The sequence below is a fragment of the Pseudomonas sp. GGS8 genome, from assembly GCF_024168645.1.
Classification (GTDB): Bacteria; Pseudomonadota; Gammaproteobacteria; order Pseudomonadales; family Pseudomonadaceae; genus Aquipseudomonas.
Map to the genome: position 1 here is coordinate 5,798,463 of NZ_JALJWF010000001.1, position 20,957 is coordinate 5,819,419.

Consider the following 20,957-nt stretch of genomic DNA (forward strand, 5'->3'; position numbering starts at 1 on the left):
ATCGGCTTTCATGAGTGGATGAGACGACAAATACGCGATCCACAACATCGAGCCAAAAAACCATAAGATGAGTCATGACAAGCCAGGCCGAGGTCTGCTAAAACGATTCATCAGTGCATCACCCAATCCAGACGGGGTAGCGACATGACCACAGCATCGATCCTTGGCAACCTGTTTCCCACCGCCGACAGCATCCCGGAAAAGTACCGCCTCAACGGCCAGACCGAACAGCGTGAATATCTGGTCGACGGCGAACTGAAGACCTGGTCCGGCCCCCTCGCCCAAGTCCGCAGCCCGGTGTACCTGAGCGGCGCGAATGGCGACGAACAAGTGATCCTCGGCAGCACGCCGCTGCTCGATGCCGACACCGCACTGACCGCGCTCGACGCGGCTGTCCGCGCCTATGACCGGGGCCAGGGTCTCTGGCCGACTATGCGCGTGGCCGAGCGTATCCAGCATGTCGAAACCTTCCTCGGTCGTATGCGTGAACAGCGCGAGGCCGTGGTCAAGTTGCTGATGTGGGAGATCGGCAAGAACCTCAAGGACTCGGAGAAAGAGTTCGACCGCACCTGCGACTACATCGTCGACACCATCAACGCCCTCAAGGAACTCGACCGCCGCTCCAGCCGCTTCGAACTGGAACAGGACACCCTCGGCCAGATCCGCCGCGTTCCGCTGGGCGTGGCGTTGTGCATGGGGCCTTATAACTACCCACTGAATGAAACCTTCACCACGCTGATTCCGGCGCTGATCATGGGCAACACCGTGGTGTTCAAGCCGGCCAAGCTTGGGGTGCTGTTGATTCGCCCGCTGCTGGAAGCCTTTCGCGACAGTTTCCCGGCCGGGGTGATCAACGTCATTTACGGCAGTGGTCGCGAGACCGTCAGCGCCCTGATGGCCAGCGGCAAGATCGATATCTTTGCGTTTATCGGCACCAACAAGGCCGCCAGCGACCTGAAAAAGCTCCACCCAAGGCCTCACCGCTTGCGCGCGGCACTGGGCCTGGATGCGAAGAACCCCGGCATCGTTCTGCCGGAGGTCGATCTGGACAACGCGGTCAGCGAAGCCGTTACCGGCTCCCTGTCGTTCAACGGTCAGCGCTGCACCGCGCTGAAAATCCTTTTCGTCCACGAAGACGTGGTCGAGGCATTCATCGAGAAATTCAACGCCAAACTCGCGAGCCTCAAACCCGGCATGCCGTGGGACAGTGGCGTGGCCCTGACGCCATTGCCGGAATCAGGCAAGGTCGATTACCTGCACACCCTGATGGCAGATGCCGCCAGCAAAGGCGCCGCCGTGGTCAACCCCAATGGTGGTGAGTCCCGGGCATCGTTCTTCTACCCGGCCGTGTTGTTCCCGGTGACCCCGCAAATGCGCGTCTACCAGGAAGAACAGTTCGGTCCGGTGGTGCCGATCGTGCCTTACCGTCATCTGGACACGGTGATCGATTACGTCCTGGAATCGGACTTCGGCCAGCAATTGAGCATCTTCGGTACCAACCCGGTGGCAGTCGGCAGGCTGGTGGATACCTTCGCCAACCAGGTCGGCCGGATCAACCTCAACGCCCAGTGCCAGCGCGGCCCGGACACTTATCCGTTCAACGGTCGCAAGAACTCCGCCGAGGGCACGCTGTCGGTGCACGATGCGCTGCGGGTGTTTTCGATCCGGACCCTGGTGGCGACCAAGTTCCAGGAAAGCAGCAAGGAGCTTCTCAGCGAGATCATCAGCGGCCGGAACTCGAGCTTCCTGACCACCGACTATATTTTCTGAGGACACCAAACCTGAGCATCATCAAAGGCCTTCGACTGCCACCGCTGTTGCGCCGAATACTGCGTCCATTGCTGGACCCGTACCGGCGCTACCGCCACGCCAAACTGATCCATGCGGTGCGGGTTTCGCTGGGATTGCTGGCGACGATCCTGCTGACCACCGGCATCCATCTGCCCCACGGCGAATGGGCGTCGGTGACCATGCTGGTGGTGATCGGCGGCTTGCAGCACCACGGCAATATCGGCAAAAAAGCCGCCGAGCGAGCCATCGGCACCTTGATCGGGGCCGGTGTCGGCTTGTTGCTGGTGGCGCAACAGGCCTGGCTCGGGATGCCGTGGCTGACCTATTTCGCAATGTCGGTGGTGTGCGGATTTTTCTCGTACCACGCCATCGGCAAGGGTGGTTATACCGCGCTGCTGTCGGCGATCACCGTATTTATCGTTGCGGGGCACGGTGACAACCCGGTCACCGATGGCCTGTGGCGCGGGGTGGATATTCTGATCGGCATCGCCCTGGCACTGGCCTTCTCCTTCGCCCTGCCGCTATACGCGGTGTACTCCTGGCGCTACAACCTGGCCGATGCGTTGCGTGACTGCGCGGCAATCTACGGCCGTATCATCAACGGCGAATCCGTCACCGCTGACGAGCACCTGAAGCTCATGAATCGCTTGAACGCAGTCATGGTGCAACTGCGCTCACTGATGCCCTCGGTGTCCAAGGAAGTGCGGGTTTCCATGACCGAACTCGATGCGATTCAGCGCAATCTGCGGATGTGCGTCAGCATCCTGGAAATCCTCGGCAATAGCCGGCCGAATGCCGATGACTCTGAGGCAATGGCCCATCTGCAATCGACATTGAAAACCGAGCACCGACAGATCCGGGTGCAACTGATCGGTATGGCTCGGGCATTGAAATCGGGCGTTTCACAACGGCTCGACCGGCCAGCCGAACCGCCATTGGACTCCACGCTCGATGCGCCGGTCTACAGTCCGCTGGATGGCTACCGATTGTTGACCCGACAATTGACCGCGAACATCGGCGAGATGCGCCAGCGCCTGGCGAGGACCGCACCGCGCTGGAACATCTGAGAGGTCCGTTTATTGCGTAGCCACCCGCCGCAGCTTCAGTCCCCAACCCTGTTGCATACCGGCGGCAGCCAACAGAATCGCGACAACACCGATCCATTGCAGCGGCTCCAGACGATGGCCGAAGGCGAACCAGTCGACGAAAATCGCCGCAATCGGGTAGATGAATGAAAGCGCGCCGGTCAGGGCCGTCGGCAGCTTTTGAATCGCGCCGTAGAGCAGCACATACATCAAACCGGTATGCACGATGCCCAGGGTCACCAGGCTGGCCCAGGCACTGGGCGCTTGCGGCAGCGCCGAAAAATGCGCAAAAGGTGCGAGCAATAGCACGCCGGTGCACACCTGGACCAACGCGATCAGATGCGGTGGCGTGCCGGTCAGACGCTTGATGATCAACGCGGCAATCGCGTACAGGAAGGCAGCACCCAGCGCCAGAGCAATCCCCATCAGGTAATCGTTGCCACCCTCGCCTTGCTCGCCATGCGCACTGACAATCGCCAACATCCCGAGAAACGAAATGCCCAGACAGAACAGCTTTTGCAGGGTGATCTTCTCCCCCAGAAACAGTGCAGCCAGCCCCACCAGCATGAACGGCTGGACGTTATAAATCGCTGTGCCGATGGCAATCGAGGCGCGAGAGTAGGACGCGAATAACAACACCCAGTTACCGACAATCGCCACACCGCTCAGTACGGCCAGCAAGAACGTGGTGGACGTCAAAATGCCAGGGCGCAGAAAGCCGAACGCCGCGCAGATCAGCAACAAGGTGGCGGCACCGAACACGCAGCGCCAGAACACCACGTCCAGCACCGGTTGCCCGGACACCAGCACGAACCAGCCAATGGTCCCGGAAATCAGCATGGCGGCGGTCATCTCGAATGAGCCGCGACGTAGTGTTTTGTCCATCATCAACCTCCTGTGTTTGAGGCCAAAGTATGCCAATCCACCGGGGGGCTTCTCCAGCGCAAAAAGCAGGCTAAACTCGGCATCTGCCTTTTTTATCAAGGCTTATCCAGCCGATTGCCTAACAGGGGGTTCGCTATGACCGATGACATCGACCAAGTGTTGATCAGCGCATTGATGGAAGACTCCCGCCGCTCGCTCAAGGCCCTGGCACAGATCAGCGGCCTGTCCTCGCCCAGCGTTGCCGAGCGCCTGCGCCGCCTCGAAGAACGCGGCGTACTCAAGGGCTACACCGTCGAAGTCGACCCCAAATGCTTCGGCTATCAACTCCAGGCCATCGTCCGCATCCGCCCGTTGCCAGGCCAGTTGCAGGAGGTGGAGCGGCAGATTCAGGCGATCCCCGAATTTACCGAGTGCGACAAAGTCACCGGCGACGACTGCTTCATCGCCCGCCTGCATGTGCGCTCAATGGAACAACTGGACACCCTTCTTGACCGCCTCAATGCCCACGCCGAAACCAGCACCGCCATCGTCAAGAAGACCCCGGTCAAGCGCCGGCTACCACCGATGACGTGAGTGCCGTTTTGTTCGCAAAGGCGTAGATTGGTGTTTTTCCGGCGAAGGATTGGCGGTATGAAAACTGAGGCCATGTTACTGGCGGCGGCGGTGATGCTTGCAGGTTGCGGTACGTTCCAAACAGTGGTGCGTAGTGACGAAGCAGCGGCAAAGAGCCTCAAGGAACAAAAAACCTACTGCGGTGCGGTTCCACGGATCTATAGCGGCGTGACTTATGACTTTTGCCGCCTGCATGCGACTCCAGGCCCTGGCATCGATGAGTACAAGTACAACAATGGCACGCCCTTTGTGCTGATCGACGTAGTCATTTCCGGCGCTCTCGACACCATGCTCCTGCCCTACACCATTTATCGGCAGCAGGCCGATGGCAGCATTGTCATTACCGAATAACCTTGGGCGCCCTGATTCCCAGACAAAAAAAACCCGCCGAAGCGGGTTTTTTACTCAAGGCTGGCGATCAATCATCGCGGCCCATGATGCCGAACAGTTGCAGCAAGCTGATGAACAGGTTGTAGATCGATACATACAGGCTGATGGTCGCCATGATGTAGTTGCGCTCGCCGCCGTGAATGATGGCGCTGGTCTGGAACAAAATGCAGACCGAGGAGAACAGCACGAAACCTGCGCTGATCGCCAGTTGCAGACCGCTGATCTTGAAGAAGAAGCTCGCCAGCGTCGCACCCAGCAGCACGAAGAAACCGGCTGTGATGAAACCGCCCAGGAAGCTCATGTCCTTACGGGTGATCAGCACATAAGCCGACAGGCCGCCGAACACCAGCGCGGTCATCGCGAAGGCCGAACTGACCACTTCCGCGCCGCCCTGCATGCCCAGGTAGCGGTTGAGGATCGGGCCGAGCAGGAACCCCATGAAACCGGTCAGCGCGAACGCAGAAACCAGGCCCCATGCCGAGTCACGGAGTTTGTTGGTGAGGAAGAAAAGGCCGTAGAAACCGATCAGCACCACGAAGACATTCGGGTAGCCGACACGCATCTGCTGTGCGACAAACGCCATCACGCCGCTGAATGCGAGGGTGAGGGCGAGTAGGCCGTAAGTGTTGCGCAGGACGCGGCTAACCTCTAGCTGCTCAGCCTGCACGCTGTTATTAACTGCGTAATCCTGTTCGCGCATGGCGACACTCCTGTTGGTTTGAAACGTTCAGTCGCAAAGATCATAACAGACGCTCTGTAACAAGCCATGCAGAGAGTTTGACAGTGTGTTTCATTCAGGTATTATGGCGCCCGCAACGCAAACGGAGGTGTGGCCGAGTGGTTTAAGGCAACGGTCTTGAAAACCGTCGACTGTAACAGGTCCATGAGTTCGAATCCCATCGCCTCCGCCATCTTATGTACGATAAAGCCCTGATTATTCAGGGCTTTGTCGTTTATGGCATTCGGGAAATTGGCTCCTCTCACTATCGATCGTTTCCGCATCTTTTCGGCCATTTCCGCAACCCTGCCCTTCTGACACCGTTACGTTCACGCTAATCAAATCACATAAGCAGAGCGCGTTGGTTGCATTGACTGCGGGCATTAGGCAGCTTCCGGCCCAGAGTGTGTAAAAACGCCTTCGTGAACCCTTGCTATGATTTCTGAGGATTTCATCGCAGGGATCGCCCATGAAGCGCTTTATCCAAGGTGAACATCGAGGCCAAGGCACCTTACTTCCCGAGAGTCTCGACGACTACGTCAGCGATACCAACCCGGTGCGCGTAGTCGACGTCTTCGTCGATGAACTTGACCTGGTCAAACTGGGTTTTGACGGTGCCATTCCAGCCGACACTGGCCGACCTGCTTACCATCCCTCGGTCTTGTTGAAGATCTACATCTACGGTTATCTCAACCGCATCCAGTCGAGCCGACGCCTGGAGCGAGAAGCCCAACGCAACGTCGAACTGATGTGGTTGACCGGGCGTTTGATGCCGGACTTCAAGACCATCGCCAACTTCCGAAAAGACAACAGCAAAGCCATCCGAGGCGTCTGCCGCCAGTTCGTCGTGTTGTGTCAGCAGTTGGGAGTGTTCGGAGAACATCTGGTCGCCATCGATGGCAGCAAATTTAAAGCCGTCAACAACCGCGACCGCAATTTCACCAGCGCCAAACTGAAGCGGCGAATGGAAGAAATTGAATCGAGCATCAACCGTTACCTGACGGCACTCGATGCTGCTGATCGGCAAGAACCAACAGCTATCCAGCCCAGCGCCGTACGGCTGGAAGAGAAAATTGCCAAGCTCAAAATTCAAATGAAAGAGCTTCAGGCGATCGAAATTCAGCTCAATGAATCACCGGATAAACAGGTCTCACTGACCGATCCAGACAGCCGATCCATGATGACGCGCGGCACAGGAATTGTTGGCTATAACGTGCAGACAGCGGTCGATACGCAGCACCATTTGATCGTTGCGCATGAGGTGACCAACGTTGGTTCCGACCGCGATCAACTCAGCTCGATGGCTAAGCAAGCCCGCGAGGCGATGGCGTCAGATGCGTTGTCGGTAGTGGCTGACCGAGGTTACTTCAAAAGCGAACAAATCCTCGCTTGTCACGATGCCGGTATCACCGCCTATGTGTCCAAACCGATGACCTCTGGAGCCAAGGCTGACGGGCGTTTCAATAACGATGCCTTCATCTATGACGCGGCAAAAAACGAATACATTTGCCCCGCTGGCGAGGCGCTAATATGGCACTACTCCTACGTTGAAAAAGGCCTGAATTTGCATCGTTACTGGAGTTCGAAATGCCAGGGCTGCGCGTTGAAGTCGCAATGCACCCCGAGCACGGAACGACGAGTTCGACGCTGGGAGCATGAAGCTGTATTGGAGGAAATGCAGCTTCGGCTGAGCAAAGTACCAGAGATGATGCGCGTCCGAAAACGGACGGTTGAGCATCCCTTCGGGACGCTCAAACAATGGATGGGGGCGACGCACTTCCTGACGCGAAAACTGGCCGGAGTGAGTGCGGAGATGAGCTTGAATGTTCTCGCCTACAACTTGAAACGGGTCATGAAAATCATTGGTGCCAACGGTTTGATGAAAGCGCTGACGGCCTGAAAAAGGCTGATTTTGGCCCATTCCAGAGGCTGTAAAAACAGCGTTGGCGTGTTCCAGGCTACGACTGATATGGCCCGTGACATGACCGTGCGATCGTTCAGTCAACGAATGTCACTGCTCCACGACGATGAAGTCCATGAGCGTTTTTACACACTCTGGGCCAGAAGCAGACGGTCAACCCGGTCCTCGATGGTTGGCGTGGATGGCTTTGCTCAATGCGGCTTGGAAGCATTAAGCAAAGCTGCTGCTGCTGGCTAGTTTTAGTGCTTAAGCGCCGCGCTAACGGATTGAGTAATCGGGGTCGTTGGACGTCCCAACAACTCACTCAGTTGGCGAGAGTCATCAAACAGATCGCCTTTAGCTGCTGCGGCATCAGAATCAGCCAGCAGCCCTGCGAACTCTGCCGGCAGGCCCAATCCAATGAGTACTGCCTTGTATTGCTCTTGTGGAAGACCGTTGTAAACAACGGTCTTACCGGATTGTTTGGCGACTTCCGTGGCCAGTTCGGATAACGAGTAACTCTCATCACCTGCCAATTCGTATACCTTGCCTGCCTGACCTTCGCTGGTCAGTACAACGGCTGCCGCGTCAGCATAATCTTTTCGCGCTGCGGAGGAGATTCGACCCTCTTGCGCACTACCCAGAATGGCTCCGTGCTCGACCGCAGGCGACACGCTGGCAGTGTAGTTCTCGCTGTACCAACCATTACGCAGCAGTACGTAATTTAATCCAGACTCTACCAACGCCCGTTCGGTATCCCGGTGCTCGACAGCCAGGCCCAGTGTCGACTTGTCTGCATGCAGCATGCTGGTGTACGCCAGAAGTTGAACGCCCGAAGATTTGGCCGCCTCAATGACGGCACGATGTTGTGCCGTACGCTGGCCGACTTCGCTTGACGAAATCAGCAGCAGACGCTGAACACCGACCAAGGCGCTAACGAGGGTTTCAGGCTGGTTGTAATCTGCTTGGCGGACGTTAACGCCTTTCGCGCCAAGATCCTGCGCCTTGAGTGGATCGCGCACCAACGCGACGATTTCGTGTGGGTTGACGGTTTTAAGCAGCGAATCGATAACGAGACGGCCCAATTGGCCGGTAGCACCTGTGACGGCAATCATAATGAAGCACCTTGATTCCAAAGGGAGGAGTGATCATCCTATGGCACAGGCTAACTAATAGTAAGTACGTACAAAAAGGTAAGTATCATGAGCCGCCAAGATTATATCCCTCACCTTGTTTCCGAAAAAATACGTCGCGGCGAACTTATGCATGCTGATTGCCCTTCGCGAGAGGTCCTCAAGCATATGACCAGCCGCTGGGGCGTCCTGGTGCTAGTTGTTTTATTGGGGGGCACGCATCGTTTTAGTGAGCTGCGTCGGAAAATCGGTGGAGTGAGTGAGAAAATGCTTTCACAGACACTCCAGGGATTGGAGGGCGATGGGCTCGTCAACCGGCTCTCTCGACCGATAGTGCCACCCTATGTGGAATACACGTTGACTCCCCTGGGAGAGGCAGCAGCGGCCAAGGTAGAAGCAATGGTCGACTGGATTGAAAACAACCTGCCCGAGATTATGCAGTTCAGGAGTGAAAACGCGGACGCAGAAAAGAGCTGACCTCCGCGAAGGGCCGCTTTGGGTCCAGGCTGTGTGAAAACGCAGACGTCACGTCAGAGTTTTGCTGCTTATGAAAAACCAGCGGCGGAAATGTGAAATCGGCTTTGACTATAAACTCCGTGACATGAGGCAATGCTCTTTCCCCCAAGCCTCAAAGCGCTCCAACACCTCCCAGCCAAGCTTGGTGTAATAATTACTCTGGCTGTGGGTGTGCAAGTACAGCCGCGCACTCTGACGTGGTTCATGCCGCTAAACAGCCGACGGTCACCTCGCTCTTAGAACCTGTTTACGATCTCGCGAGCTAGAGCGAGAAGGCACCGAAGAGGCGCAGTTTACGGGCTGTAAATGAGCATTCTGAGGCTGTTTTTAACGCGGTATCGCCGACGCGCAGCAGGTCATAAACAGGTTTTTAGAAATCACTCGGTCGCCGGTTCCAAGACCGCCAACAGCTCCGATAGTCGCTCATCCAACTGCGCCAGCTGTGCCGCCGCTATAGGCGCCAGAATCCGCGCCTCGTTGGCGACATGGGCGGTCACCGCGCGGTCGATCAGCTCCAGCCCGGCCGGGGTCAATTGCACCAGCAGGCTGCGCGCGTCACTGGGGTTGGGCGTGCGGCTGACCCAGCCGGCGGCCTCCAGCTGCTGCAGCTGCCGGGTCATGGTGCCGGAGGTGATCATCAAGGATAAGAACAGCGCGGTCGGCGCCAGGCAGTGAGGCGCGCCGGCGCGACGCAGGGTGGCCAGCACATCGAACTCCCAGGCGCTCAGGCCGAAAGCGCTGAAGACCTTATCCAGTTCACGCTGCAGCAGCGCCGAGCAGCGCTTGACCCGGCCAATGGTGCCCATGGGGCTGATGTCCAGATCCGGACGCTCGCGGCGCCACTGTCGAAGAATCATGTCGACCGCATCGGCCTGTTGTTCGGTTGTCATGTTCTACCCCTCAAGATTTATCTTGAACTCAAGACAAAATACTACTAGCCTCCATTTTATCTTGAATGCAAGGTAAATACATGGACAAGTTAAGCACCCGCAGTTCCTGGCTGGACGTCCTGAGCACGGCGCTGGCCCCGGCCATCTGGGGCTCGACCTATATAGTCACCACCGAACTCTTGCCAGCGGATCGGCCCTTTACCGCCGCCTTGCTGCGCGCGTTGCCGGCCGGTCTGTTGCTGGTACTGTACAGCCGGCATCTGCCCAAACGCGCCGAATGGCTGCGCCTGCTGATACTGGCGGCGCTGAATATCGGCTTCTTCCAGGCCCTGCTGTTTGTCGCCGCCTACCGCTTGCCCGGCGGCCTGGCTGCCGTGGTCGGGGCCATCCAGCCGCTGCTGGTGATGGGCCTGGTATGGACACTGGACCGTCAACGCCCGGCTTATCTGGCGGTCGGCGCCAGCGTGGTGGGGATAGTCGGGATGGCCGCGCTGCTGCTGGCGCCGGGCGCCTCCTGGGACCCGGTCGGCATAACCGCGGCCTTTATCGGCACCGCCTGCATGGCGGCCGGCACCTACCTGACACGGCGCTGGCAGCCGGCGATACCGCTGCTGGCCTTTACTGGCTGGCAGCTGCTGGTGGGCGGCCTGTTGCTGCTGCCGCTGGCCTGGCTGGTCGATCCGCCCCTGCCGAGCCTAAGCCTCAGCCAGTGGTTGGGTTACGCCTACCTGTCGTTGTTCGGCGCGCTGTTGGCCTATGTGCTGTGGTTTCGCGGGATTGCCCGGTTGGCGCCGGTGGCGGTGTCATCCCTGGGCTTGCTCAGCCCGCTGGTGGCCGTACTGCTGGGTTGGGCGCTGCTGGGACAGAGCATCACCGGCCTGGCGCTGCTAGGGCTGATCACAGTGCTGGGCAGCATCCTGGCGGTGCAATGGGCATCGACCTCAGGCTCGCCGGCCAGCCAAAAGCACACTGATTTATCCACTCTAGAAAACCCTGTGCAACGGAGAATGCTATGAACACTGCCATCAAGGACCTTATCGAGTCGCGAGTTTCCACCACCCGTTATCAGGCCGGTCGCGATCTGCCCGAGTCGGTCATCCGCGAGTTGGTGCAGCTGGCCACCCGCGCGCCCTCGGCCTACAACCTGCAGAACTGGAAATTTATCGCGGTGCGCTCGGCCGCAGCCAAGGCCCGCCTGCATGCCGTGGCTTACCAGCAGCGCCAAGTGCTGGACGCCCCCGTGACCTTTATCATCTGCGGCACCCTGGCGGCCCACGAGACGCTGCCGCAGATGCTGCAGCCCTCGGTCGACGCCGGCATTCTGCCGGCCGCCACCCTCCAGGGCTGGGCGGCCATGGCCAGCGAATCGCACGCGGGCAATCCGCAGCTGCAACGCGACGAGGCGCTGCGTTCGGCCTCCCTCACCGCCATGACGCTGATGTTGGCGGCGCAAGGCATTGGCCTGGCCAGCGGGGCCATGAGCGGCTTCGATGCCGAGGGCGTGGCGCGGGAGTTCGACCTGGAGGCCAATGAACTGCCGGTCATGCTGGTCACCGCCGGCTACCCGGCCGCCGGCAACTGGCCGCAAAAAGTGCGTCGGCCTTTGCATGAGGTGCTGGCATTCGCCTAAGAGCCTGTTTGCGACCTTTTGAGCAGTAAAACGAGAAAGGGCCAAATGGATGAACTGCAAGCTGGTGTTGAGTTTACGCTCGCAGTTTTTCCACAATCGCCTGCACTTCTCCAGCCAAGCAAAGGAGCGCTCCACCACCCAGCGCTGCGGCATTATGGCGATGGTATGTAGCTCGCTACGTTTGGCAATCTGCACCTCGGCACCAATCAGCTCCTTTACCGCCTCGGCAAATGGCTGGCCGACATAGCCGCTATCAGCCAAAATGCTTTGTGCCTCCTTCAAACTTTTGGCGCAGCGTTTGAGCGCCAACAGCGCCCCTTTGCGGTCGGTGGCCTTGCTGTTGTCTTTTCGGAAGTTGGCGATGGTCTTGAAGTCCGGCACCAAACGCCCAGTCAAACACATCAGCTCGACGTTGCGTTGGGTTTCTTGTTCCAAACGTCGGCTCGACTGGATGCGGTTGAGATAGCCGTAGATGTAGATCTTCAGCAAGATCGCGGGGTGGTAAGCAGGCCGGCCAGTATCGGCTGGAATGGCACCTTCAAAACCCAGATTGACCAGGTTCAGTTCGTCGACGAAGACGTCGGCTACGCGCACCGGATTGGTATCGCTGACGTAGTCGTCGAGGCTCTCTGGAAGTAAGGTGCCTTGGCCTCGATGTTCACCTTGGATAAAGCGCTTCATGGGCGATACCTGCGATGAAATCCTCAGAAATCATAGCAAGTGTTAGCGAAGGCGTTTTTACACACTCTGGGTTGCTTCCTGCATTCCTGAATGACCGCTTTTGGCCGATTTCTGCCTATCACTAGTGGCCGAAAACGACCGTCCGATACGAAGGTGATCGTGATGCGGCGGGGTCATCGGTGTTACTGAACAGCTTTCTTGCCTGGCCCTCTGATCAACTCCCTAGAGTGATCGTCCTTCAGCATCCTTGCCACCCTCGCTGAGTCTTCACGGCAGCCGTGTTCGAACGCCGAGTTCAGAAAGCTCACTATCTGCGCATCGGAGGTCCCACCCATTGCTAGGACGTAATAGCCTTCCGCGCGAAAATTCTCAGAGCTCAATGCCTGGGGGCGGGCATTATCAACCACCCATTGAAGAGCGTCCTCCCCAGGCTGTAGAGCGGGCTTGTGCTTGGGAAAACAAAAAGGAAAGGCGGTTAACAATGGATATTCCGATTGATAGAAGTCCTGGCCTTCGACCGTCGTTTGAAGAATGGATAAGCGCCTTGAGTACTCTGTTGTGGGTGGGTAGAACGGCAAGCATTTAGCGTACTCTACCGCTCCCGCCATCAGGCCTTGTTCAGCCGCCCGCCCGTAGAGTTCACAGGCAGGTTCCTTATTTTTGATAATCGATGCCGCAAGCAACAACTTGGCTTTCTGGTACATGGCGACGGCATGTCCAGCAGCAATTGCATTGTCCAGATGAACGTTGAGACGATTGTTGGTTTGCTCTACCTCAGAGACCAGCCCATCTCGCAGGACAGGGTCCACGGGTTGCCCTGTTTTTACAATCTCGGTCATGCGGTTATACACGCGCTGTCCATCGCTGATGGCTTGGACGGCGGCATGATATTCGGTGACAGCTTCAGGTGTGGGGCTCGCTGCAAATGTGCTCAGCGACATAAGGCAAAGCCCGAAAACGCATAGACAGCGGTAGGTCAAACGAAACTCCTTATTGCCCGCAGTCTCCCATTCCATCTGGCCTGAGACTTGCCGCTGACATTGATTTTGGTATCTCACCGTATCGTCCACGACTGGCTGAACTTTAAAGCAGCGGCTCGAACCCTCATTGCTTATGCGTCGCGAGCGGCCGCTTCTGGCCCAGGCTGTGTGAAAACGTTTTAGAGCAGGTTTGACAATCAGGACTGGAACGAAAATCGCGCTCCTAAGCAAATTCCCGGCCTGCTGATTAACCAAACGCTGGCAGATTTTACGTAGCAACGCCGACTTCAAAATGGCGCATGCGTTTTCACACAGCCTGGGTCGATTGCTGTCTGTCACGACGGGCAGCTACCGGCCAAAAATAGTCATTTACTGTTGGCATAACTGGGGGCGATTCAGCCATCGGTAAAGTTTGAAAACGTTAAGCAGCTAGCTTGTAGCGTGGCTAGGAAATCCGGGGCGATTCAACACCAACACCAACCTGACAGAGCCAAAGCAACCGCGAGCACAAAGACGCTAACTCGAACCCATGGGAATGGCTTGCATTACATTGAATCTCTGGATCAAAGGCCTTTCAGTGCTTCGCTAAGGCCATTCTTGGTTGGAATATCTTTTACGCACAGCGGTTGGCCGCTAGGGTCTTGCGGACGAAACACTTTCAGGCCCTGGTTATCCTCCACCACCGACCAAGCGCACCCCTTGGCATCCGTCAGGGTCAAGCCTTTGCCAACCGGGATAGGGTCGGCCACTGTCCAGACCCGAGCTTCCTGAGAGGGGTGAGCGGAGTTTTCAATAGCTTGAGCATTGCTGACAGCCAGCAGCAGCGCCGTCATAAAAATCGCTTTCATCGTGTCCCTCATACTAGACGTAGTGCCGATAGCCGACCCATCAACACAAGATGTTCGTCGCAGACACAAACCGCATCCGTTTATTGCCGGAGCGGAGTTGCGGCAGAAACCTTAACGTGTCTATCGGCTGAATCGCTTGGGTCTTTATAGTGCCGCTGCTTTTCCGTGATCAGCTCATCGGAATGGCAAAACCTTCGCTGTGATTTGGATGCGTCCGGCGCGGTATGAATCGGCCCTAGATTTGGTAGAAACCTTCGAGCGGCCACTTCTGGCCCAGGCTGTGTGAAAACGCATGCGCCATTTTGAAGTCGGCGTTGCTACGTAAAATCTGCCAGCGTTTGGTTAATCAGCAGGCCGGGAATTTGCTTAGGAGCGCGATTTTCGTTCCAGTCCTGATTGTCAAACCTGCTCTAAAACGTTTTCACACAGCCTGGGCCGTTTTCTGCCTGTGACGACTGACCAGGTTGGCTGCAAAAATCCCACTTCAGATGAAAGTCGCTTTCCATCAAGCGCAGTCTCTCGGTTGCAGCTATGAAATTTAGGGCGATCATGAGCCCACCCAGAACGCCAAATAACCGGCCAAATTCGTTTCCGCAAATAAGTTCCCACCCCTTGATTTCAGAGGCCTCCAGAGCATTAATGAATACTGCCTAGCGGAAACGAATACAACTTAAGGTATTGAAATATAAGGATTAATCTTCGGACTTGAAAACCGTCGACTGTAACAGGTCCATGAGTTCGAATCCCATCGCCTCCGCCATCTTTATACGACAAAGCCCTGATTATTCAGGGCTTTGTCGTTTCTGGCGTTTGGAAAAACCTGCCAGCCCACACTTCAGCCCACACCCTGGATGAAGTATTGTTTTGCGACCAGCGGCTAATTTTTCGAATGGTCTCTTGCCCAGGGCCTCAAGAACGGGTATAGCGGCAGCTTCCGCAGGAAGCGCCGGAACGAAAACAGAGGTTGTGATCTCTCTTCGACGCTGCCCAACAAACTACACGCAAACAAAAACGCCGCTCAGTGCAGACCGTGTGAAAACGCGGTCTGCCAAGATCAAAAACAAATGCCCCGACTTGTCGGGGCATTTGTTTTTCTGAAATCGGAAAAATAAAGGGCCTCTCAGCCCATCAGCGCTATCAACTTTTGTGCTCCCAGCACCTTGATCGCTCTTTTCAAATTGTAGGCCTGCACCGCCAGTGCCATTTCAGCTCTGGCGCCTTTCAGCTGTCGCAGCAAGAACCGGCCATTGCCAAACAGCCATTGCTTGAGATTGCCGAAGGGGTGTTCGACGATGGATCGCCGACGGGTCATCATCTCGGGATGGGTCCGCATTCGTTGCTCCATTCGCTCAAAGGCGGTCTCTTGAGCGTGGCGCGTGAGGTAGCGGCGGCTCGCTTTGGTACAGCGGCTTTTTAACGGACAAACGCTGCAATCGGCGATAGCCGCCTGATAAATCCGGTCGCCTTTGTTCATCTGCTTGAGCGTTAGCCACTGGCCGGCAGGGCATTGATAACTGTCGCTGTCCTCCTCGTATTTGAAGTCCGTACGATCGAAAAACTCAGTGCCGCCACCTTGATTGTTAACCGACCGATTAGGGGGCACAAAAGCCGTGATGCCGGCATCTTCACAGGCCTGAAACTGCTCGCCATTAGAGTAACCAGCATCGGCGGTCACGCTGAGTTGCGGTTGCTCTAATTCAGCTTGGGCGGCCTTTGCCATTGGCTCAAGCTGCTGCCGGTCTGCGCCGTCCTGAGTCACCTCATGGTGCAAAATCAGGCAATGCTCAGCATCTACAGCGCTTTGGATGTTGTACACCACGAACTTGCCGGAAGGTGTCCGCATTTTCTGGGCTTCGGACTCGCCCACAATGTGTTGAACCAGACCTTGAGCTTCCATCAGCCCTTGACAGGTCTGGTTATTGGCCTTTTTTACCTGAAATTCACGAAGCGCCACCTGCACCGCTGAGCGCTCAATGGGTTCGCTTTCTTCGCTGTGATCCGCCTCTTCCAGCTGCGCCAAATAGCGAGCGATCCGCTTCTCAAGCGCCGCCTCCTGGTGTTTGAGCTTTTTCGGCGTCATGTGCTTGCGATTAGACGCCACCGCCTGAAACTTGCTGCCGTCGATAGCCACCAACTCACCGGCAACCAGGCCGGCGTGTCGGCAAAACTGAACGAAGGCACGGCACGTCGCGGTAAACGCTGCACTGTTGTCGCGACGAAAGTCAGCGATGGTTTTAAAGTCCGGCGCCAGTCGGCCCAGCAGCCACATGACTTCGACATTGCGCTGGCACTCGGCCTCGAGCCGCCGTGACGAGCGAATGCGCTGGAAATAACCGTACAGGTAGAGTTTGAGCAGATCCGCGGGATCGTACGAAGGGCGCCCCGTGGCCTTGGGTCTGGCTTTGTCGAAGCCCAGCCGCTCAAGATCCAGAAGGGAAATATAGGCCTCGATCACCCGAACCAGATGGTCATCGGGGATAAGTTCGTCCAGCGACAGTGGAAACAGTGCGCTCTGGGAGCGGTTTTCACCTTGGATATAGCGCATAAGAAAAATGCCCGCATCTTGCGATACGGGCATTTTCTTTAACCGGCCAGCAGATTGCTAGGTTTTCACACGGTCTGCAGTGAGCGGCGTTTTCTGCGTTTTGGGAGAGGGAAACGAGACTCGCATCCAGCGTCCGACCCATTGAAATCGAAGGGGTTTCTTTTTGTTCTCACCGCTGAAAATCAGACAGTTTGGTCTTTAATGGTGGAGCTTGGACCGTTGATCTTGACGCTTTCAATCCCTGCGGCGCGCGCAGCTTCAGACGAGTAACGCTGGCTGTTGCCAATGACCTGATGGTTCGCTGCTTTGAGGTTGAAATAAGGCTTACCGTCCATAGCCACTTCCTTGGCATAGCGTGCGTCAACGGGGCTATTGGCCTGTACCGAAGCAATGCCATTTTCGGCTGTGCTGCGAGTGGTATACCGCTCACTGGTTAAAATGATTTCAGCGTTGCCGGCCTTGAGGACGAAATGAAATTGCCCGTCCGTACTTTTGCTCAACTCGTACCAACCTGCCATGGAGTAACTCCTTATAGTGTCCGAAATTTCTGTTAGAGCTAAGCGACGAAGGTGGCGCCGTCCATAAATACCCTGAGCAGGTATTCCGCGATCTTTGGCGTTCTACCGATGGTGACTGGGACGCCAACCCTTGGGTCTGGATCGTCGAGTTCAAGAAAGTGAAGCCGTGCTCCTGAAGGTCATGCCCGTAAGCACCTGCATCTGGGGCGTCATCTTCCTCACTGTCGAGGAAGATCAAAAATAGGAGCTCACCCAACTAGGGCCTAGCAATCCGTGCTCGGTAAAGAGCCAAACCTGAGTGAGCGGTGATCACTCTATCCAGCATCGCGGCATACGTCCCGAACACAATTCTGAACAAATTTGAAGAGCCTGCCGGTGAACGGCGGACAAGGAATTCGCATGCCCGAATTACAGCGCATCACGGTGCTCTTTCCCAGCTTTCACTCGCGACGCCGGGATGGTCCGTATCCCTGCAACGAGATCAATCTCCGCCCACGTAGATAGGAGCACTTCGCTGAATCGGCAAGCGGTCAATACGGTGAATTGCGGGGGTTTAGAGATCAGATCTTTTGCCTCTTCAAACGTCGCCACAAACGCGGGAAGTTCGATCCATGGGATGGCTGCGTGATGTTTTACAGCGCGCACTTTTTGGCAAGAAGGAAACAGTTTGTCCAAGTGCCCCCACCATTGAGAGGGGGTTTCACCAGTGCGTAGCCCTCTGGCCTTTGCTGCATCGAGCACAAATTCGATTCGGTTTCGCAAACGGCTGGCGGTTTCGGGCTTTTTTGTCCAAATCGGCTTGCGGATCTTCAGCACATGCTCAATGCCTATTTCCTGCGTGGGAAGATCGCCCAGGTACCGAGGGAGATACGGGGTTGCTTAGGCGCAGCGACCGAAGATTGCCTTCGGCCGCCGCGCCAGAAGTGGGCAAAGCCCGCTGTGGATCAATAGGTTTCCAGCTTAAACGGCGTGTCCGCAGTGGCGGCGTTGCCGGTGCTGAGCAGACCTGCCGTATTTGGTCGCTTCAGGACCGTGTCACGGGTCTGTATTTCCACCTCGATACTATCGTCGTCAATCGCTGAGTTATCAGCGTTGAGTGGCAGCTTGAAGGTGGCCTTGGCTTCCAGGTGCGTCTGGCAGTTCATGCAACCTTCGACGTGCCAACGGCTGAGGATCGGCCTAGTACCCAGGTACTCGCGCTTGCCGTCGACATTGGCGTAGGCCGAGATCAGGAACGAACCACGGATTTTCGCTCGGTTGATACGGCTAACCCGCAGGGTCTTGCCGGTTGGCTGCGGTGCCTCGGCCTTGAACAGCAACTGCTTCGCGGGTTGGGCATAGGCATCCAGCGAACCGGCGCCATAAACATAGCCCAGTTGCTTCTCGATGTTGATGCAGTCACGGGTGGTGAAGGGTTTGCCGTCGGCCTTGACGAAGGGGTCTAGGGTGGTGTCCAGGCTCAGTATAGCGTTCGGGTCCAGGCCCGCGGCGCCCGCAGGGGGTTGCACGCCGTCGGGTTTATAGTAAGTGGCTCCGGGATCCTTGGGGTCGATGCTGAATTCATCGGTGGCCCCTTGCCGGCGCTGCCAGGTCCAGAACACATAGTCGATAAAGCAGTGGTGGAAGAAGAAAACCGGGTCCAGGCCGGCGGTTTCATTCTCGCCCATATCACCATTGGCCCCGGGAATCGCCGAATTGTCGCCCTGGCCCGGGTAGTCGAAACCGCCGACCGCCAAGTGCATGAAGTTGTGGGGCTCCTCCAGCGGCACATAGTGAGGCCCCTCCGGGTCGGCGTCGTTCTTCGCCCCGGCGGAGGTGGTATTGGAGAACAGCGTGTAGCTCGGAGAATCGAGGCTGGCTTCGAAGCGACTGAACACCTCGCCGCGCCACTTGCCACCAATCTTGATCTTGCCGCTCAGCCAGGTGCTGACGTTCTCATTGAGATAGGTGATGTTCTTCGCCGAGTCCTTGAACTGCGCGTTGTGTGCCGCCGTGGCTACGCGGTCCGGTTCAGTGCCCAGCAGCCCGGACAGCGGATAGCGCACGGTCTCGTAGCCTTCGGGCTTGCTGTAGATGATCGGGGTGCCCGTGACCTCATCGGTGATGGCTTGCGGGAATACGAAAGAGCGCAGCGGGTTTTCGATCTTCTGACCGTCGATCACGAAGGATTCCTGGGTCAGAGCCGAAGGCAGGCCATTTTCTCGTGACTCGTCGCTACATTCATCCCAGAACGGCAGGGTGACGTTTTCACATTTGGGGATACTGCGCAACGCCTCTTCCAGGCGCCAGAGATAGGCGCGGTGCCAGCTCGGAAAGAGCACCGTGCCGTGCTGGCAGTAGCCGCCCCACCAGTTGGGGTCGGTCTTGCCTTCACCACGGAATGGCTCGCCATGCAGACCACCGATGGAGAAGAAAGAGTTGGGGTTGTTAGCGGGAAGATCCTTGATGCCTTTCCAGGCGCGGATCAGTGCTTCAAGTTCATCTTTCTTACCGTGGTCATAGTCGTACTGAACATCACTGAGAGAACGGCGTACACGAGGGGCGGATGACATGGTGACCTCCTTGTTGCCAGAAGTCCCGAAAGGCTCGGGGGGGGGTACTGCTCCATCGTCAGCATATATGGGATCTAGCAACGTGCCAGTACGAACCCCAATACAGCACAGACCGTCGGTCTCCTATTGGTCTAAAACAGATGAGCGACACCTGACGATTTCAGCCTTCGGGTCGCAAACCTCCGGTTACCCGTATAGGTTTTCGGCCTGAAACGGTCCTGCAGCGACCGCGAAAAATACCGCCTGAACTCCCCTCCTCGCTAATCACTCCCCCACACCTCCATAGATATCCCCAGCGTCGATCAATACCACTCAGCACCTGCCTAAGAAAACGCCTTGCAGGTGGAAGGGCGCCGACTATGCTCCCCAGAAGCTGCCCTTGGGCATTGGTTTCAGGCAGCAGGACCTCCGGTTTTGCCGTCCGGGCATCGCAACGCTGATTAGCAGGACGCTACACACCTGACGACGCAAGTGCGTTCGCCGAGGTGTTCCCCAGGAGGGAGCCATGCCCGTACCAGGACAGTACTTGATTGCAATCCCGGTCTACGATGGCGTGGACTTGCTTGACGTCAGCGCCCCTTACGAGCTGTTCAACTGGATGGCTCAGATTGAATCCCAGCACAACCCCGCTGCGCCACCCCGGGTAGTTCGGCTGATTTCCCTTGATGGGCCGTCCATCACCACCCGGGACGGCCTGACGTTTGGAGGCGATTTACCGATTTTCAATCAACACTCTGAATACATCAGTCTGCTGTGGATTCCCGGCGGCGAACCTGATGACTTACAGCGCCTGATGGGCGATCCACAGCGTATGACCTGGCTGTTGCGACAAGGCGAGACAGCGAAATTTTCCGCCTCCGTCTGCGAGGGTGCATTGCTGGCTGCCGCGGCCGGTTTGCTGGACGGTTACGATGTCACGACTCATTGGGCCTTCATCGCCTGCCTGAAACTGTTTCCCCAGATCAATGTGGTGGAAGGCTATCCGCGCTTCGTCGTCGACGGACAACGCATCACCGGTGGCGGCATTTCGTCAGGGCTGGATGAAGCACTGAAAATCATCGCCATGATCTCCAGCGATATCGTTGCCCAAAAGGTGCAACTGGCCATCCAGTACAACCCCGCCCCTCCTTTCACCAGCGGCGATCCTTCCGTCGCCCAGCCTCCGGTCTACACCCCAGGCGCCGGCAGCACGTGCGAATTTTCCGGCATGGCCGCGACCATCGCCAATGTGCTCAAGCGCAAGGGTTCTACCTAGGAATCGTGCAACCACCGCAGGGTCGATG

Annotated in this window: 19 protein-coding genes, 1 tRNA gene and 3 pseudogenes; 10 read left to right on the plus strand and 13 right to left on the minus strand. The window is 57.1% G+C overall.

Annotated elements, in window-relative coordinates; translation table 11 throughout:
- Positions 1-144 precede the first annotated feature (144 nt).
- Both J3D54_RS25785 and J3D54_RS25790 read left to right on the plus strand, forming a co-directional pair.
- Positions 145-1,770, plus strand: a complete 1,626-nt coding sequence (locus J3D54_RS25785) for an NADP-dependent glyceraldehyde-3-phosphate dehydrogenase (RefSeq protein WP_253424464.1) — start codon at positions 145-147, stop codon at positions 1,768-1,770.
- Positions 1,771-1,838: 68 nt separating this feature from the next.
- Positions 1,839-2,858, plus strand: coding sequence for an FUSC family protein (locus J3D54_RS25790; protein WP_253426768.1), 1,020 nt, complete (start codon positions 1,839-1,841; stop codon positions 2,856-2,858).
- 9 nt (positions 2,859-2,867) lie between these two features.
- Here the strand turns inward: J3D54_RS25790 and J3D54_RS25795 are convergent, their stop codons facing one another.
- A complete protein-coding gene (locus tag J3D54_RS25795; protein ID WP_253424467.1) occupies positions 2,868-3,761 on the minus strand; it encodes a DMT family transporter in 894 nt (297 codons plus the stop codon).
- Positions 3,762-3,896: 135 nt separating this feature from the next.
- On the opposite strand from J3D54_RS25795, the gene J3D54_RS25800 reads away from it, so the two are divergent.
- Positions 3,897-4,334 carry an Lrp/AsnC family transcriptional regulator gene (locus J3D54_RS25800; protein ID WP_253424470.1) on the plus strand — a complete coding sequence of 146 codons (438 nt, stop codon included), beginning with the start codon at positions 3,897-3,899 and terminating at the stop codon, positions 4,332-4,334.
- A gap of 57 nt (positions 4,335-4,391) precedes the next feature.
- Positions 4,392-4,724 (plus strand): YceK/YidQ family lipoprotein, encoded by a 333-nt coding sequence (locus J3D54_RS25805; protein ID WP_253424473.1) that lies wholly within the window; start codon positions 4,392-4,394, stop codon positions 4,722-4,724.
- A 67-nt stretch (positions 4,725-4,791) separates the two neighbouring features.
- Here the strand turns inward: J3D54_RS25805 and J3D54_RS25810 are convergent, their stop codons facing one another.
- On the minus strand, positions 4,792-5,463 hold the full coding sequence (locus J3D54_RS25810; RefSeq protein WP_018927616.1) for a Bax inhibitor-1/YccA family protein: 672 nt from the start codon (positions 5,461-5,463) through the stop codon (positions 4,792-4,794).
- 123 nt (positions 5,464-5,586) lie between these two features.
- Here J3D54_RS25810 and J3D54_RS25815 point away from each other — a divergent pair.
- Together J3D54_RS25815 and J3D54_RS25820 are read left to right on the plus strand one after the other, a co-directional pair.
- A tRNA-Ser gene (locus J3D54_RS25815) sits at positions 5,587-5,674 on the plus strand.
- A gap of 276 nt (positions 5,675-5,950) precedes the next feature.
- Positions 5,951-7,381, plus strand: coding sequence for an IS1182 family transposase (locus J3D54_RS25820; protein WP_253424476.1), 1,431 nt, complete (start codon positions 5,951-5,953; stop codon positions 7,379-7,381).
- Positions 7,382-7,641: 260 nt separating this feature from the next.
- Here J3D54_RS25820 and J3D54_RS25825 read toward each other — a convergent pair whose 3' ends face one another.
- Positions 7,642-8,496, minus strand: coding sequence for an SDR family oxidoreductase (locus tag J3D54_RS25825; protein ID WP_253424478.1), 855 nt, complete (start codon positions 8,494-8,496; stop codon positions 7,642-7,644).
- Between the two features lie 87 nt (positions 8,497-8,583).
- On the opposite strand from J3D54_RS25825, the gene J3D54_RS25830 reads away from it, so the two are divergent.
- The gene (locus J3D54_RS25830; protein ID WP_253424481.1) at positions 8,584-8,991 is read left to right on the plus strand and encodes a helix-turn-helix domain-containing protein; all 408 of its coding nucleotides are present in this window, start codon (positions 8,584-8,586) and stop codon (positions 8,989-8,991) included.
- 108 nt (positions 8,992-9,099) lie between these two features.
- Here J3D54_RS25830 and J3D54_RS30440 read toward each other — a convergent pair.
- A pseudogene (locus J3D54_RS30440) lies at positions 9,100-9,213 on the minus strand (N-acetyltransferase); the annotation flags it as partial.
- 194 nt (positions 9,214-9,407) lie between these two features.
- Positions 9,408-9,920, minus strand: a complete 513-nt coding sequence (locus J3D54_RS25835) for a MarR family winged helix-turn-helix transcriptional regulator (protein WP_253424485.1) — start codon at positions 9,918-9,920, stop codon at positions 9,408-9,410.
- Positions 9,921-10,000: 80 nt separating this feature from the next.
- On the opposite strand from J3D54_RS25835, the gene J3D54_RS25840 reads away from it, so the two are divergent.
- Both J3D54_RS25840 and J3D54_RS25845 read left to right on the plus strand, forming a co-directional pair.
- Positions 10,001-10,936, plus strand: coding sequence for an EamA family transporter (locus J3D54_RS25840; protein ID WP_253424488.1), 936 nt, complete (start codon positions 10,001-10,003; stop codon positions 10,934-10,936).
- On the plus strand, positions 10,933-11,550 hold the full coding sequence (locus J3D54_RS25845) for a nitroreductase family protein (RefSeq protein ID WP_253424491.1): 618 nt from the start codon (positions 10,933-10,935) through the stop codon (positions 11,548-11,550). Before J3D54_RS25840 ends, J3D54_RS25845 begins: the two co-directional genes overlap by 4 nt.
- On the opposite strand, the pseudogene J3D54_RS25850 reads toward J3D54_RS25845, so the two are convergent.
- From J3D54_RS25850 to J3D54_RS25885, 8 genes and pseudogenes are all read right to left on the minus strand, one after another.
- Positions 11,547-11,889: pseudogene (locus J3D54_RS25850) on the minus strand (transposase); the annotation flags it as partial. The gene J3D54_RS25845 and the pseudogene J3D54_RS25850 sit on opposite strands and share 4 nt — an antisense overlap.
- Positions 11,881-12,231: pseudogene (locus J3D54_RS25855) on the minus strand (transposase); the annotation flags it as partial. The pseudogenes J3D54_RS25850 and J3D54_RS25855, both read right to left, overlap by 9 nt.
- Positions 12,232-12,413: 182 nt before the next feature.
- Positions 12,414-13,172 (minus strand): hypothetical protein, encoded by a 759-nt coding sequence (locus tag J3D54_RS25860; RefSeq protein WP_253424494.1) that lies wholly within the window; start codon positions 13,170-13,172, stop codon positions 12,414-12,416.
- A gap of 602 nt (positions 13,173-13,774) precedes the next feature.
- On the minus strand, positions 13,775-14,059 hold the full coding sequence (locus tag J3D54_RS25865) for a hypothetical protein (RefSeq protein ID WP_253424497.1): 285 nt from the start codon (positions 14,057-14,059) through the stop codon (positions 13,775-13,777).
- Between the two features lie 1,120 nt (positions 14,060-15,179).
- A complete protein-coding gene (locus tag J3D54_RS25870; protein WP_253426770.1) occupies positions 15,180-16,604 on the minus strand; it encodes an IS1182 family transposase in 1,425 nt (474 codons plus the stop codon).
- Between the two features lie 182 nt (positions 16,605-16,786).
- Positions 16,787-17,122, minus strand: a complete 336-nt coding sequence (locus tag J3D54_RS25875; RefSeq protein ID WP_253424500.1) for a YegP family protein — start codon at positions 17,120-17,122, stop codon at positions 16,787-16,789.
- 408 nt (positions 17,123-17,530) lie between these two features.
- Entirely contained in the window at positions 17,531-17,938 is a 408-nt protein-coding gene (locus J3D54_RS25880; RefSeq protein WP_253424503.1) for a hypothetical protein, read from the minus strand.
- A 128-nt stretch (positions 17,939-18,066) separates the two neighbouring features.
- Positions 18,067-19,674: a tyrosinase family protein gene (locus J3D54_RS25885; protein WP_253424505.1), complete on the minus strand. Its 1,608-nt coding sequence runs from the start codon at positions 19,672-19,674 to the stop codon at positions 18,067-18,069.
- Positions 19,675-20,179: 505 nt separating this feature from the next.
- Here J3D54_RS25885 and J3D54_RS25890 point away from each other — a divergent pair.
- Entirely contained in the window at positions 20,180-20,929 is a 750-nt protein-coding gene (locus tag J3D54_RS25890; RefSeq protein ID WP_253424508.1) for a DJ-1/PfpI family protein, read from the plus strand.
- Positions 20,930-20,957 lie beyond the last annotated feature (28 nt).